18 protein-coding genes are annotated in these 12,555 nt (G+C 65.0%); 12 read left to right on the top strand and 6 right to left on the bottom strand.

Going from position 1 to position 12,555, the window contains the following annotated elements:
- Positions 1-206: 206 nt before the first annotated feature.
- The 3 genes from COA17_RS17895 to COA17_RS17885 form a co-directional block, all read right to left on the bottom strand.
- Positions 207-1,022, bottom strand: a complete 816-nt coding sequence (locus COA17_RS17895) for a DUF5131 family protein (protein ID WP_096614206.1) — start codon at positions 1,020-1,022, stop codon at positions 207-209.
- A gap of 240 nt (positions 1,023-1,262) precedes the next feature.
- Entirely contained in the window at positions 1,263-1,655 is a 393-nt protein-coding gene (locus tag COA17_RS17890) for a type II toxin-antitoxin system VapC family toxin (RefSeq protein WP_018251287.1), read from the bottom strand.
- A complete protein-coding gene (locus tag COA17_RS17885) occupies positions 1,648-1,896 on the bottom strand; it encodes an AbrB/MazE/SpoVT family DNA-binding domain-containing protein (protein WP_018251286.1) in 249 nt (82 codons plus the stop codon). Before COA17_RS17885 ends, COA17_RS17890 begins: the two co-directional genes overlap by 8 nt.
- A 280-nt stretch (positions 1,897-2,176) precedes the next feature.
- Here COA17_RS17885 and COA17_RS17880 point away from each other — a divergent pair, with 280 nt between their 5' ends.
- Positions 2,177-2,800 (top strand): recombinase family protein, encoded by a 624-nt coding sequence (locus COA17_RS17880; protein WP_170172280.1) that lies wholly within the window; start codon positions 2,177-2,179, stop codon positions 2,798-2,800.
- 261 nt (positions 2,801-3,061) lie between these two features.
- Here the strand turns inward: COA17_RS17880 and COA17_RS17875 are convergent, their stop codons facing one another.
- The 3 genes from COA17_RS17875 to COA17_RS17865 all read right to left on the bottom strand — a co-directional run bounded on the left by COA17_RS17875 (position 3,062) and on the right by COA17_RS17865 (position 4,666).
- The gene (locus COA17_RS17875; RefSeq protein WP_018251190.1) at positions 3,062-3,565 is read right to left on the bottom strand and encodes a DsrE family protein; all 504 of its coding nucleotides are present in this window, start codon (positions 3,563-3,565) and stop codon (positions 3,062-3,064) included.
- Positions 3,566-3,635: 70 nt separating this feature from the next.
- The gene (locus COA17_RS17870; protein ID WP_018251191.1) at positions 3,636-4,046 is read right to left on the bottom strand and encodes an ArsR/SmtB family transcription factor; all 411 of its coding nucleotides are present in this window, start codon (positions 4,044-4,046) and stop codon (positions 3,636-3,638) included.
- Entirely contained in the window at positions 4,043-4,666 is a 624-nt protein-coding gene (locus COA17_RS17865) for a peroxiredoxin (protein WP_018251192.1), read from the bottom strand. The genes COA17_RS17870 and COA17_RS17865 overlap by 4 nt, the downstream gene beginning before the upstream one ends.
- A gap of 72 nt (positions 4,667-4,738) precedes the next feature.
- Between COA17_RS17865 and COA17_RS17860 the strand changes: the two genes are divergently transcribed.
- Genes COA17_RS17860 through COA17_RS17810 form a run of 11 tightly spaced genes read left to right on the top strand, consistent with a single transcriptional unit; the run spans position 4,739 to position 12,347 of the window.
- Positions 4,739-5,668 carry an MBL fold metallo-hydrolase gene (locus COA17_RS17860; protein WP_018251193.1) on the top strand — a complete coding sequence of 310 codons (930 nt, stop codon included), beginning with the start codon at positions 4,739-4,741 and terminating at the stop codon, positions 5,666-5,668.
- Positions 5,668-6,105: a YeeE/YedE family protein gene (locus COA17_RS17855; RefSeq protein WP_170172224.1), complete on the top strand. Its 438-nt coding sequence runs from the start codon at positions 5,668-5,670 to the stop codon at positions 6,103-6,105. Before COA17_RS17860 ends, COA17_RS17855 begins: the two co-directional genes overlap by 1 nt.
- Positions 6,105-6,530 (top strand): DUF6691 family protein, encoded by a 426-nt coding sequence (locus COA17_RS17850; protein ID WP_018251195.1) that lies wholly within the window; start codon positions 6,105-6,107, stop codon positions 6,528-6,530. Before COA17_RS17855 ends, COA17_RS17850 begins: the two co-directional genes overlap by 1 nt.
- Positions 6,531-6,548: 18 nt before the next feature.
- Entirely contained in the window at positions 6,549-6,983 is a 435-nt protein-coding gene (locus tag COA17_RS17845) for a protein tyrosine phosphatase family protein (RefSeq protein WP_018251196.1), read from the top strand.
- Positions 6,980-8,212, top strand: coding sequence for an NAD(P)/FAD-dependent oxidoreductase (locus COA17_RS17840; RefSeq protein WP_018251197.1), 1,233 nt, complete (start codon positions 6,980-6,982; stop codon positions 8,210-8,212). The genes COA17_RS17845 and COA17_RS17840 overlap by 4 nt, the downstream gene beginning before the upstream one ends.
- Positions 8,209-8,991, top strand: coding sequence for a sulfite exporter TauE/SafE family protein (locus COA17_RS17835; protein ID WP_018251198.1), 783 nt, complete (start codon positions 8,209-8,211; stop codon positions 8,989-8,991). The genes COA17_RS17840 and COA17_RS17835 overlap by 4 nt, the downstream gene beginning before the upstream one ends.
- Positions 8,992-9,020: 29 nt before the next feature.
- Positions 9,021-9,800: a TlpA disulfide reductase family protein gene (locus tag COA17_RS17830; RefSeq protein WP_234419289.1), complete on the top strand. Its 780-nt coding sequence runs from the start codon at positions 9,021-9,023 to the stop codon at positions 9,798-9,800.
- Complete coding sequence (locus COA17_RS17825) at positions 9,797-10,423, top strand: DsbA family protein (RefSeq protein ID WP_056432835.1); 627 nt, start codon at positions 9,797-9,799, stop codon at positions 10,421-10,423. The genes COA17_RS17830 and COA17_RS17825 overlap by 4 nt, the downstream gene beginning before the upstream one ends.
- Positions 10,424-10,425: 2 nt before the next feature.
- A complete protein-coding gene (locus COA17_RS17820; protein ID WP_026189135.1) occupies positions 10,426-11,067 on the top strand; it encodes a DsbA family protein in 642 nt (213 codons plus the stop codon).
- A 21-nt stretch (positions 11,068-11,088) separates the two neighbouring features.
- The gene (locus COA17_RS17815) at positions 11,089-11,976 is read left to right on the top strand and encodes an MBL fold metallo-hydrolase (RefSeq protein ID WP_018251202.1); all 888 of its coding nucleotides are present in this window, start codon (positions 11,089-11,091) and stop codon (positions 11,974-11,976) included.
- Positions 11,973-12,347 (top strand): hypothetical protein, encoded by a 375-nt coding sequence (locus COA17_RS17810; protein WP_245857936.1) that lies wholly within the window; start codon positions 11,973-11,975, stop codon positions 12,345-12,347. The genes COA17_RS17815 and COA17_RS17810 overlap by 4 nt, the downstream gene beginning before the upstream one ends.
- The last annotated feature ends 208 nt before the right edge of the window (positions 12,348-12,555 follow it).

The raw sequence follows: 12,555 nt of genomic DNA, 5'->3' as shown, positions 1-12,555 counted from the left end.
CCGCCTCCGGTGCCCGGATCGCCTTGCGCACCACCTTGCGCGACAGGTGCAGGTCCCGCGCTATCGCCTTGATGGCCTTCCCCGACGCGTGCTCGCGCCGGATCCTCAACACCGTCTCCAATACCAGCATCCCGCTCTCGCCGCCTGACACACCGCCAAGCGAACAGCCTAGACCACCGGGATGAGGGGTCCCTTTTCGACGCCGATCACCCCGCTACCGGGGTCCTTTTTCCACGCCGATCCACAGCCGCGGTAAAGCCGGTCGGCATCTCATCCCACGTCCGACCGCGGTACTCGCGCCCGTTCGCCTTTTTGGAACGCCGCTTATTGTCCTTGCCCCAGGTGCCCCATTGCTTGAAGAAGAAGGCAGTGTCGTAGGCGAGGCATTGCTGGTGGAGTTCATCCACCCACGCCTCCCGAATGGGCCGCGCCGACCGACCGCTTTCGCCGCCCACGATCGCCCAATCGATTCCGGCGAGATCGATGGTGCCAACTGGCCCAATCAGCGGCTCGAATGAAATGAAGCGGATCGCAGCGGGCACCGCGCGGAGGTGGTCGACACGCGCTACCACCTCGGCGTCCTCAATGCTGGTGCCCAACCAGACATTCGGCAGAACGTCGCCAATAAGACGAGTGACGACTGCTGCCATGCGCTCGGGGCGTTTGGTGAGGATCTGATAGTGGTGGCGCGGCGTCTCGCGCATGACCTGCCATACCGCTTGAATGAACGCGTCGCTGACGCCCTCGTGAAACAGGTCGCTCATCGAGTTCACGAAGATTTTGCGGGGTTTTCTCCATCGGTGGGGGATCGTCAGCGCGGCCTGGTCCTCGCGCACCAAGCCCTGCCAGATGGTACGGCGACCACTACGCCGTGTAAGTCCTGCGTACTTGCCGACGCCCATCGCCTCGAGACGACGGGCCATCTCCATTGCGTAGCAATGGCTGCATCCGGCGCTCACGATCGAGCATCCGGCGACCGGGTTCCAGGTGGCATCCGTCCATTCGATTTCGGTGTCAGCCATGGCTCACCGGTCCTGCCCGCACTAAGCCTACTGTACCGTCAAAAGAACGGATAGGGAACACAGAAGTTCGATCAAGCGCCGCTGGGCGGGCCCTAACTACGTCAGTTTGCATCGTAAGCCCGCCGAAGGCCGCTATTGAGCAGACCGCTCGAGATTGAGCACTTACCCGCTGCCTTTCAGTCACATAGACCCTTTCTGCGCACCCATCGGTTCGCCGCACCCAAAAGCACGAATGCGCGACTACCGCGATCGCACATTGGTGATGGTGATGCCGGCATCCGCGCTCGCCAGAGGTCCGTCCGTCGTGAACATCTCAGCCTGCAGGTCGATTGCCAACGCAAGGCACGCCCGGTCGCCAAGCGATAGGCCAAGCGCCTTCGTTGCTGGCCGCAAGTCGCCTATAATAAGCGCCTGGGCGGGAGAGAGCGGCCGAACGTCGAGGTGGAGCCCGCCGAGCGCCTCACGCACCTCGTCGAGCGACAATCCCCGGTCCCGTAGCTTGGAGACGACCTCTGCGAGGTTGGCTGTTCCGATGATGCTGCGGGTCAGGACGTCGACTACCCGATCAGCCCCGGGTTCATCGTTCAGAAGGCAGAGCAGGGCGGAAGCGTCGAGTACGACTTTGCTACTCACGCTCCGCCTCACGCCGACGCTCCGCGATCAGCTCGTCAGCCAAGCCGACGCCTTCGGGCACATACTTGCGCAGGATCGCGCGAGCGCGCTCAAGTGCCTTAGGTACGGAACGTACCCGCAACTCGCCATCGTCCACATCGACGAGAACGGTGTCACCCGTGGTGATCCCGAGCTCACGGCGCATTGCCGCCGGGATCACGAGCTTACCACCGTCCACGATCTTGACCCTCTGTGCTTCCATCTGCACCAAACCCGCTGCTCAGACCTGTCCAACGGTCTTATACCGGAGAGCAAAGTCTGACGCCAGCGTGGAGGCAGGGATCGATACACGGCCGATCACCGAACGAGCGTTCATCGATGATGGAGCAGCTACTTAGACCCGGTCCGCTTAGCTAGGCTACGTAGGACCGGTAGTTGCTGTTCTGAGCCAACTGCTGCATGACTGGCTCACAAGGGTATACCCAACAACGCCAAGTAGGAGTGATGAGCAGGTGGCAGGCAGCGAGGTTAGGGCGGCGCGGGTGTATTTGCGGGTAAGCACGGACGAGCAGGACCTGACGCGGCAGGAGAGCATTGTGGCTGGTGCGCGGGCGGCCGGCTTTTATGTCGCGGCCGTATACCGGGAGAAGGCGTCGGGCGCGCGACCGGACCGGCCGGAGCTGCTGCGCATGGTGGCGGACCTGCAGCCGGGCGAGGTGGTGGTGGCCGAGAAGATCGACCGCATCAGCCGCCTGCCTCTGCAGGAAGCGGAACTGCTGGTGGATGCTATCCGGGGCAGGGGGGCTCGGCTGGCGGTGCCGGGCATTGTGGACCTGTCGGACTTGGTAGCTGATAGCGCAGGCGTGGCGCGCATCGTGCTGGAGGCGGTGCAGGACATGCTGCTGCGGGTCGCGCTGCAGACGGCGCGGGATGACTACGAGACCCGGCGCGAGCGGCAACGCGAGGGCATCGAGATTGCCAAGCGGGCGGGGCGGTACACCGGCCGCAAGCCGGACCTCGCCCACCACCGGCGCATCGTAGGTCTGCGCGAGGCGGGCATGAGCATCGCGAAGACCGCGGAGCTCGCCGGGTGCAGCATCGCCCACGTCAAGCGCGTGACCGCGCTCCACCGCTCAAGGGCCGCTCAGCCGCAGAAGACTAGTTGAGTACCGTACATGTTTTACCTGCGGGTCGTGGCAGACCGAACCCCACCGCGGATTGGTCTCCGCGTGGAGCAGCAGAGCGGCATCCTGGGTATCACCGCAGGATAATCGCGCATAGTCGCTTCCAACCTGCCATTCTGACACGGGGTTCCGACACCTGTAGACCCGCGGAAAAGCTGGGGTGCTACGCAGGTGTCACAACCAGACGGTTGTGACACCGGCCGCGTTACGGACTGGAATGATAAAACAGGAAGTTCGGTACGATCAGTCAGGGATCAGCGCCCAACCACGTATCTGCAATGTCGCCATTGTGGTGAGAGCCGAGACATCGACTTCGATAGCCTTATCGACCGTGACCGGAGCGATCCCATTCCCGACTAAAGCCTGGCTGCACACTCGAACGGACACGCCTGCCCGCCTTAGCGCCGCTATCAAGGCAAGATTGGGGTTCGTCGTGGCACCGGTTTTCGTCGCATATGCCTCATCATCGGCAATAATCGGTGTCGCCGGCCCGTGGACGATCACGATCACATCTCCCTGTGCCGGCCGCACGCCGTCCGCCCCGAGCAGGTTCAGGAAGCGTGCGACCTTCTCCAGCGAGGGATTGACCTTGTCGGGAGATGACGCCGCCTTCGTCACACTGAACAGCACACGATATCGCAGCGAGTGGTCCGGCCGCTCAACCGCGCCTTCTACCGGCGTGATCCTGCCATAGCCGGCAATCACGGGTTGTTGCGCGGTGACGCCTGCTGACCCGGCACTGCTCATGACGGCCAAGCATCCTGCAACTGCGATAGCGGGAAGCCGCATCTGGTTTGTCCTTTCGAAACCGGAATGATTATCCGACCCTCGCAAATACGGCTGCGCCTATATTTTGCGGCCGCGTGGCAGCCGACGCCCCGCGCGCTCGCGACGGTCGGGAAGCGGGCGCTGCCTCATGCACGGCTAGATCATCGGCGCCGAATATCGCCTCGAGCGTGCGCACGCACATTGCGGCTGCGTCATCGGCGAGCCGGTAATGGACCTGCTTTGCCTCGCGTCTCGTCTTCACCAGCTCGGCGCGGCGCAGCTCGGCAAGCTGCTGGCTGAGGGCCGGCTGGGTCACGCCGGTCGCAGCCTCTATGTCCGCAACCTGCCGCTCACCGCCCAGCAGATAGGACAGGATCATGAGGCGCTGGGGTTGAGCGAACACGCGCAGCTTTTCGACCGCCGCATCGGCGATCGCGCGGGATTGATGGATCGCCGTCATCGATCGGCCTTCAACTGATGAAACCAGTCGGCACCGGCGCTGCACGGCAAGGCGGGCGGGAGCAGGACGTCGTCACCCGGCTGCCAGTCGGCCGGCGTATAGGCCTGCCCATCGGCCGATCGCTGCAATGCCCTCACCGTGCGGAGCATCTCGTCGACCGATCGCCCGACGTTCATCGGATACCAGTTGAGCGCACGGATGATGCCCTCAGGATCGATGAAATAGGTCGCGCGCACGGCCGAGGCGTCGCCGGCCTGTTCGTCAAGCATGCCATAGGCGTAACCCACCGCCATCGACGGGTCTTCCACGACCGGGAACGGCACCTCTACACCGAAGACATCCTTGATCGCGCGCAACCAGGCGACATGCGAATACAGGCTGTCAACCGACAGCCCGAGCAAGGCGCAGTCGAGCTCCTCGAATTGCGGTGCGGCCTTCGCCAGGGCCACGAACTCGCTGGTGCAGACCGGCGTGAAATCAGCCGGGTGCGAAAAGAACACGACCCAACGACCACGATACTGATCGAGCGACATCGCGCCCTGCGTCGTGCGGGCGGTGAAATTCGGGGCCGCGTCCCCGATGCGCAACGAGCGCGGTACGTCTGCATCCATCGTTTCCATGCTTTTCAGATGGCACGGGCAGCCCGTTGACGCAAGCGGATTACACAACTACATAAACCATGAAATCAATAATTGGAGGCGATCGTGGAATCGGCGTTGAATGAGGCAGTTGCGCAGATTGAACGTGCGAAGGCGGCGGTAGCGCCGGTCGTTCACTCGTTCTTCGACGAGCCGACCAACACCGCGACCTACGTCGTCTGGGACCCCGCCACGCGAAAGGCGGCGATCGTTGACAGTGTCCTGAACTTCGACGCTGCGGCCGGTCGCACCAATACGGCGTCGGCGGATGCGGTAATCGCTTATGTGCGGGAGCACGGCCTTTCGGTCGACTGGCTGCTCGAAACCCATGCTCATGCCGACCACCTGTCTGCGGCGCCCTATCTGCAAAAGGCGCTGGGCGGTCAGCTCGCGATCGGCCGCGACATCATTCGCGTGCAGAACGTCTTCGGCAAGATTTTCAACGCCGGCACCGACTTCGAACGGGACGGCTCCGAGTTCGACCACCTGTTCGACGATGGCGACCGTTTTACGATCGGCGACATCGAGGCCATCGCGCTGCATGTGCCGGGGCACACCCCCGCCGATATGGCCTATGTCATCGGCGACGCAGTCTTCACCGGCGATACCCTGTTCATGCCGGACTACGGCACCGCACGCGCAGACTTCCCCGGTGGTGATGCGCGCCAGCTATTCCGCTCGATCCGTCGACTGATGCAGTTGCCCGACGAGACGCGGCTGTTCCTGTGCCACGACTACAAGGCTGCGGGGCGCGACCGGTATGTCTGGGAGACGACCGTGGGCGCGCAGCGCGTCGGCAACGTCCACGTTCATGAGGGGGTGGACGAAGACAACTTCGTCGCGATGCGCACCAGTCGGGACGCCACCTTGTCGATGCCCAAGCTCATCCTGCCATCGGTGCAGGTCAATATGCGCGGCGGCCATCTGCCGGAGCCGGAAGTCAACGGCACCCGCTACCTCAAGATTCCACTGGATACGCTGTGATGCCCGGATTTCCCCATGCCATGCCGCTTGCCGGCTTCATCGGCGGCCTGATGATCGGGTTCGCTGCGGCGATCATGTTGCTGGGCAACGGCCGCATCGCCGGGGTCAGCGGCATGTTCGCGCGTGTCCTCGCTCTCTCTGAAGGGGGAGCGCCTTGGATGATGGCCTTGCTTTTCACGGCGGGGCTGCCCCTGGGCGCGGCGCTGACCGCAGCCAATGTGAATGTGGAAGCTCGCTTCCCGACGTCGCTCGGGCTGATCGCCGTCGCCGGGCTGATCGTCGGGATCGGGACGCGGCTCGGCGCGGGGTGCACCAGCGGTCACGGCGTCTGCGGCCTGTCGCGCCTGTCGCCGCGGTCCATCGTCGCGACCGGCACGTTCATGGCGACCGGCATCGCCACCGTGACCCTCATGCGTCTCGCGGGAGTGGTATCGTGATGCGCCAGAGCCTTCTTTCGCTCGTCAGCGGCACGCTGTTCGGCGCCGGCCTCGCCGTGTCCGGCATGATCGATCCTGCGCGGGTACGGGCGTTTCTCGACGTCGCCGGTGCCTGGGACCCGACCCTGGCATTCGTCATGGCGGGAGCGATCCTGCCGATGGCGATAGCCTGGCTCATCGTGCGTGGACGCTCTACGCCGATCGTCGCGGAGCAATTCCATACGCCGGCCACGTCGCCGATCGACGCGCGCCTCCTCGGCGGTGCCGCCCTGTTCGGCATAGGCTGGGGCCTTGTCGGCCTGTGCCCCGGCCCCGCCATCGCCGCGCTCGCGATCCAGCCTGCCCCCGCGCTGCTCTTCACCGCTGCAATGGCGCTCGGCGCAGCCATCCACCGCTTCGCACTCATCCCACGCCGTTCGGCGTGACCGGACAGGAGACATTACATGGCCTTCAAGAAGATCACACCGTCCTTCTCGGCTGCTCCCCAGCTCACCCGGGATGATGTCGCTGCCGCCGCACAGGCGGGGTTTCGCTCGATCGTTTCGAGCCGGCCAAATGGCGAGGAGCAGGGACAGCCGAGCGCACACGAGATGGCCCGGATCGCCGAAGAACACGGCCTTGCGTTCGCCCATGTCCCGATCGTGCCGGGCAAGGCGACCGATGCCGATGCGGACCGGATGAAGGAAGCGCTGACTGCGCTGCCGGGACCGACGCTCGGCTTCTGCCGAAGCGGCACGCGGGCGGCTACCCTATGGGCGCTGGCGGAGGCGAGTCATGCCGATCCCGAAACGATCGTCGGTCAGGCCAAGGCAGCCGGGTACGACCTGGCCGATCTGAAGCCGGCGCTCGCTCGCCGGTCCGAAAGAACCGGCAAATGACCTACGACATCGTCATCATCGGAGGCGGAGCTGCGGGCATCGCAACCGCCGCCAGCATCCTGAAACGTAACGCCAAGGTGTCGATCGCGGTCGTCGATGCGGCCCGGGACCATTATTACCAGCCCGGTTGGACGTTAGTCGGGGCAGGCGTTTTCACCCCCGAACAGACCCGCAAGGCCGAAGCCGATGTCATGCCCAAGGGCGTCGAATGGATCCGGCTGCCGGCGATCACCATCGACCCCGAGCGTCAGGCGATCACCCTGGGCGACGGGGATACGATCGCCTATCGTGTCCTGATCGTCGCCCCCGGCCTGCGTTTGGCGTGGGAGAAGATCGCGGGGCTTACCGAAGCGTTGGGCCGCAACGGGGTCACGTCCAACTACCGCTACGATCTGGCGCCCTACACCTACCAGCTTGTCCAGGAATTGCAGCGGGGACGCGCGCTGTTCTCGCAACCGCCGATGCCGATCAAGTGCGCCGGCGCGCCTCAAAAGGCGATGTACCTGTCCTGCGACATCTGGCGCGAACGCGGTGTTCTCCCCGCGATCGACGTCGAATTTCACAACGCCGGTGCGGCGCTGTTCGGCGTCGCGACCTATGTCCCTGCGCTGATGGAATATGTCGAGAAGTATAGGATCAACCTCAAGCTCGAATCCAACCTCGTCGCGGTCGACGCCGATCGGCGTATTGCCACCTTCGAGCGCAAGCAGAACGGTGTCAGCGAGCGGATCGAGCGCGGGTTCGACATGCTCCACGTCGTGCCGCCGCAGGTGTCGCATGACGTCGTTGCCAAAAGTTCGCTCGCGGCGGCAAACGGCTTCGTCGAGGTCGATGAGGCGACGCTGCGCCACAAGCGATACGACAACGTCTTTGCCTTGGGCGATGCTGCGGGGACGAGCAATGCGAAGACGGCTGCGGCAGCCCGCAAGCAGGCACCCGTGGTGGCGGTCAACGCGCTCGCCGCACTCGAAGGCAAGCCTCCTGTTGTCGACTATGACGGCTATGGGTCGTGCCCGCTCACCGTCGAGCGCGGCAAGATCGTCCTCGCCGAGTTCGGCTATGGTGGAAAACTGCTCCCCAGCTTTCCGTCGTGGCTGCTGAACGGCACGCGCCCGACGCGCGCTGCCTGGTTCCTGAAGGAGCGGATGCTGCCCCCGATTTACTGGCAAGGCATGCTGAAAGGCCATGAATGGATGGCGGCTCCGCATAAGATCGGCAAAGCGGCATGACCCTCGAACCGATCCAGTATCTGCTGGGTGCGTTATCCGGCAGCCTGGTGGGCTTTACCCTCGGGCTTGTCGGCGGGGGCGGCTCGATCCTCGCCGTCCCACTCATGGTCTATCTGGTGCGCGTGCCCGACGCCCATCTCGCCATCGGCACGAGCGCGTTCGCCGTCGCGGCTAACGCCGCCACGGGGCTGATCGGCCATGCAAGGGCGCATAACGTCAAATGGCGCTGTGGCGGCATGTATGCGACCGCCGGCGTCATCGGCGCCCTGTTCGGCTCTACCGCGGGCAAGGCCGTCGACGGCGGCAAGCTCCTGTTCCTGTTCGCACTGGTCATGGTCGTCGTCGGCGTCCTGATGCTGCGCGGGCGCGGTGACACGGGCAACCCGGGGGCGGAGTGCAACCGGGAAAAGGCGCCGAAGGTGCTGGGCTACGGCCTCGGCACCGGTCTGTTCTCGGGCTTCTTCGGCATCGGCGGGGGCTTTCTGATCGTCCCCGGCCTGATCGGATCGACGGGCATGCCGATCCTGAACGCCGTCGGCACGTCATTGATCGCCGTCACCGCGTTCGGGCTGACGACGGCCGCCAATTACGCATTTTCGGGTCTGGTGGACTGGCCGCTGGCTTTCGTGTTCATCGCCGGTGGAGTTGTCGGCGGCTTGATCGGCACGCGCATCGCGAAGCGCCTCGGTACGGGCGGCACGCTCACCACGGTCTTCGCCGTCCTGATCTTCGTGGTGGCGGCCTACATGCTCTGGAAAAGCGCGGCCGCGTTTCTCTGATGGCGGGTGCGATTGCCATCGGGCCGCTGATGCTGGCCGTCGATCGCGGGCTTGCCGTGCTGTGCATCGTCGTGTTCCTTGGCCTCACGACACTGGCCGGTCGGTTCCGCTTCCCTCGCGTATCGACGGTCTCCACCAGCGCCATCGTCGCTGGACTGGTCACGGCACGGATCGGTTACGTCGCAGCGCATTGGTCGAGCTACACCGGCGCTCCGCTGTCCATCCTTGCCGTGTGGCAGGGTGGCTTTTCCCCCGTTGCAGGGCTTCTGGGCGCTGCGGCGATGCTGGCGATCCGGCTTGGCCGCTCAAGCGCGCTGGCGGCAGGCTGGGGAGCGTTGGCTGTTGCGGGTGGCCTCTGGTTCTCGCTTCAGGCGCTGATCCCTCCCGTGACCTACGGCCCGTTCCCCTATCATCTCAACCTGACAACCCCGTCCGGCGCGCCGCTTCCACTCGATCGCTTCCGTGGCAGGCCCTTCGTGGTCAACCTGTGGGCGACATGGTGCGGTCCGTGTCGGCGTGAGCTGCCGATGCTCGATGCGGTTGCGTCGCGCCCTGGCGAGGTCCCGATCCTTCTTGCCGATCAGGGCGAGGCGCAAGCGATCGTCAGCGGTTTTCTCGGCCGTGAAAATATCGGAGCGCGCCATGTCGCGCTCGACCCCGATCGTGGCCTTTCTCAAGCCCTGAAGGTGGCGGGGTATCCCGCAACGGCCTTCGTTGCGGGCGACGGCACGATCGTACAGCTCCAGCTCGGTGAATTGTCACGCGCTGCGCTCGCCGATGGAATCGAATTAGCAAGGAAACACCGATGAATCGTCGCAACCTGTTGTCTCGGGGCCTCCTGGCCGCGCTTGCCTTCGCCGCGCCGATCACGCCTCTCATGGCCCAGCAGCCCGATCTGTCGCGCAAGGCGGTCGTTGACGATCCCGTGGCTCCCAAGCGCGCCGGCAGGACCTACGACGTCACGGTTGTCGAGTTTTTCGACTATAACTGCCCCTATTGCCGTCGCATGGAGCCGGTGCTGAACGCCCTGCTTCGCTCCGACCCGAAGGTACGGGTCGTGTACCGGGACTGGCCGATCTTCGGACCTGCCTCGCGTGAGGCGTCACGCGCGGCTGTCGCGAGCCAATGGCAGGGCAGGCATGCCGCCTTTCACGAGGCCCTGATGACCTCGCCGGCGCGGCTCGACAGCGCGGGCGTCAAGGCAGCGGCTGCCAAAGCCAAGGTCGACTGGCCCCGTCTGCAACGCGATTTGAAGAACCGTGGCGCCGAAATCGACGCGCTGCTTACGCGCACCGATAGCATCGCCCAGGCGATCGGTTTCAACGGAACACCAGCGCTGATCGTCGGCTCGCAGGTCGTCGCCGGTGCTGTCGATCTCCCGACGTTGCGTCGTCTCGTCGCGGAAGCGCGCAAAAAACCAGCGGCGCGCTGACCATGCCCGGGCCGCTCAATCGGAGACAGCTTGCCGGCTTGGGCGCGGTGGTCGTGGGTGGTTGGGCAGTCGGGCAGGTTCTACGGCGTACCGCCCCGATCGGGCGCGACGTCGGGCCGACCGCCGACCTGATCCTTGCCGGTAACGGCTCGCCCGAGGACGGACCTGCCGATGCTACGCTCCGGCTTGCCGTGTTCACCGACTATCGTTGCCCGGCCTGCCGTCATGGATTTTCCGCCCTGGAAGAGGCTGTGCAACGCGACGGCAAGGTGCGGGTCATCTACAAGGATTGGCCCATCTTCGGTCCGCCATCCGAACGTGCCGCAAGCGTGGCGCTCGCGTGCGCCGAACAGGGAGTTTACCCGACCGTCCATCGTGCGTTGATGACGGACAGCCGCACGATCGACGACGACGTGTTGCGGGACGTCGTGATGCGCGCTGGCGGCGATTGGCTGCGCGCGATGACCTGGCTTGCCGCCCACGCGGACGCTGTCGCAGCCCGCCTGCGGGCGAACGGACAGGAAGCCTATTCGATCGGACTGGCGGGCACCCCGGGTTATCTTGCCGGTCCCATGCTGGTGATGGGCGCGATCGACGCCAGCGATTTCCAACGGCTGTTCGCGCGTGCGCGGGAAGAAAGCTGACGATGCGAGAGGATACGAAACATGATCGAGTATAATCACAAGGGCATGACGGTTGCGTCGCTCCATGACGAGCGCACCGGCAGCTTCCAGTATGTCGTGGTCGACGAAGCCACGAAGACCGCCGCGATTATCGATCCGGTCCTCGACTTCGATCCCCGTGCCGGTGCGACCGCAACCGACAATGCCGATATGATCCTCGAATATGTCCGCGCCAAGGGACTTACTGTGGAATGGGTGCTCGATACCCATCCCCATGCCGATCACTTCTCGGCCGCGCCGTATCTCGCGGAAAAGACAGGGGGCAAAACCGCGATCGGCACCAAGGTCGTGGAGGTGCAGAAGCTCTGGCAGGACATCTACTGCCTGCCTGACCTGCCCGTCGATGGTAGCCAGTGGGATCGCCTGTTCGCCGATGGCGAGCAGTTCAGGATCGGCTCGCTCGACGCGCACGTCATGCTGTCGCCCGGCCACACGCTCGCCTCGATCACCTACGTCGTCGGCGACGCGGCGTTCGTCCACGACACGCTGATGGTGCCCGACAGCGGCACCAGTCGGGCTGACTTTCCAGGCGGCAACGCGCGCGCGCTGTGGCGCTCGATCCGGGCGATCCTCGAACTGCCGCCCAGCACCGCGACCTATGTCGGCCACGACTACGGCAAGGACGGGCGCGAAGTCTTTGGACGATCGACCGTGGCGGACCAGCGTCGTGACAACATCCATGTGCACAACGGCATCGGTGAGGCCGAGTTCGTCGCCACCCGCGAGAAGCGCGACGCAACCCTGCCGCTGCCGGACCTGATGCTTGCCGCGCTCCAGGTGAACATCCGCGGCGGTCGCCTGCCGGAGCCGGAGGCGTGCGGCACAGCGTTCCTCAAGGTGCCGCTCAACCACTTCGGCGCGGGCAAATGACCGAACCAACGCCGCCAACGCCCGGTGATGATGGCGATGCCCAGCGTATCATCTTCGCCATTACCGCCGCGCTGCTCGTCCTCGTCGTCACCTACAAGGTAGGGCAGTCTGACGCGCCCGTGCAGGCACCCGTCGAGGTAGCAGCGGACGCCGCCTTTTCGCCACCGGCGGAAAGCACCATCCCCGCCGGGCCGGACGGCGACGCGATCCGGCGCGGTCGACTGATCTTCACCGCGAGCGCGGCTCATGCCGGCCAGTACGTCGGCAACGGCCTGACGTGCAGCAACTGTCACCTCGATGCCGGGCGGAAGGCCGATGCGTCCCCGATGTGTGTGGATCGGCGTGGAAAAAGGACCCCGGTAGCGGGGTGATCGGCGTCGAAAAGGGACCCCTCATCCCGGTGGTCTAGGCTGTTCGCTTGGCGGTGTGTCAGGCGGCGAGAGCGGGATGCTGGTATTGGAGACGGTGTTGAGGATCCGGCGCGAGCACGCGTCGGGGAAGGCCATCAAGGCGATAGCGCGGGACCTGCACCTGTCGCGCAAGGTGGTGCGCAAGGCGATCCGGGCACCGGAGGCGGAC

The organism is Sphingomonas ginsenosidimutans (genome assembly GCF_002374835.1).
GTDB classification, from domain to species: domain Bacteria; phylum Pseudomonadota; class Alphaproteobacteria; order Sphingomonadales; family Sphingomonadaceae; genus Sphingomonas; species Sphingomonas ginsenosidimutans.
Note: the sequence above shows the minus strand (reverse complement) of the source record. Positions and strands in the feature narration are given on the sequence as shown.

What these genes read in the sequence shown, in the direction of transcription:
- COA17_RS17895 (WP_096614206.1), bottom strand. Translation starts at nt 1,022, where the DNA reads ATGGCTGACACCGAAATCGAATGGACGGATGCCACCTGGAACCCGGTC.
- COA17_RS17885 (WP_018251286.1), bottom strand. Translation starts at nt 1,896, where the DNA reads ATGGAAGCACAGAGGGTCAAGATCGTGGACGGTGGTAAGCTCGTGATC.
- COA17_RS17875 (WP_018251190.1), bottom strand. Translation starts at nt 3,565, where the DNA reads ATGAGCAGTGCCGGGTCAGCAGGCGTCACCGCGCAACAACCCGTGATT.
- COA17_RS17870 (WP_018251191.1), bottom strand. Translation starts at nt 4,046, where the DNA reads ATGACGGCGATCCATCAATCCCGCGCGATCGCCGATGCGGCGGTCGAA.
- COA17_RS17865 (WP_018251192.1), bottom strand. Translation starts at nt 4,666, where the DNA reads ATGGAAACGATGGATGCAGACGTACCGCGCTCGTTGCGCATCGGGGAC.
- COA17_RS17855 (WP_170172224.1), top strand. Translation starts at nt 5,668, where the DNA reads ATGCCCGGATTTCCCCATGCCATGCCGCTTGCCGGCTTCATCGGCGGC.
- COA17_RS17850 (WP_018251195.1), top strand. Translation starts at nt 6,105, where the DNA reads ATGCGCCAGAGCCTTCTTTCGCTCGTCAGCGGCACGCTGTTCGGCGCC.
- COA17_RS17845 (WP_018251196.1), top strand. Translation starts at nt 6,549, where the DNA reads ATGGCCTTCAAGAAGATCACACCGTCCTTCTCGGCTGCTCCCCAGCTC.
- COA17_RS17840 (WP_018251197.1), top strand. Translation starts at nt 6,980, where the DNA reads ATGACCTACGACATCGTCATCATCGGAGGCGGAGCTGCGGGCATCGCA.
- COA17_RS17835 (WP_018251198.1), top strand. Translation starts at nt 8,209, where the DNA reads ATGACCCTCGAACCGATCCAGTATCTGCTGGGTGCGTTATCCGGCAGC.
- COA17_RS17830 (WP_234419289.1), top strand. Translation starts at nt 9,021, where the DNA reads ATGCTGGCCGTCGATCGCGGGCTTGCCGTGCTGTGCATCGTCGTGTTC.
- COA17_RS17825 (WP_056432835.1), top strand. Translation starts at nt 9,797, where the DNA reads ATGAATCGTCGCAACCTGTTGTCTCGGGGCCTCCTGGCCGCGCTTGCC.
- COA17_RS17820 (WP_026189135.1), top strand. Translation starts at nt 10,426, where the DNA reads ATGCCCGGGCCGCTCAATCGGAGACAGCTTGCCGGCTTGGGCGCGGTG.
- COA17_RS17815 (WP_018251202.1), top strand. Translation starts at nt 11,089, where the DNA reads ATGATCGAGTATAATCACAAGGGCATGACGGTTGCGTCGCTCCATGAC.
- COA17_RS17810 (WP_245857936.1), top strand. Translation starts at nt 11,973, where the DNA reads ATGACCGAACCAACGCCGCCAACGCCCGGTGATGATGGCGATGCCCAG.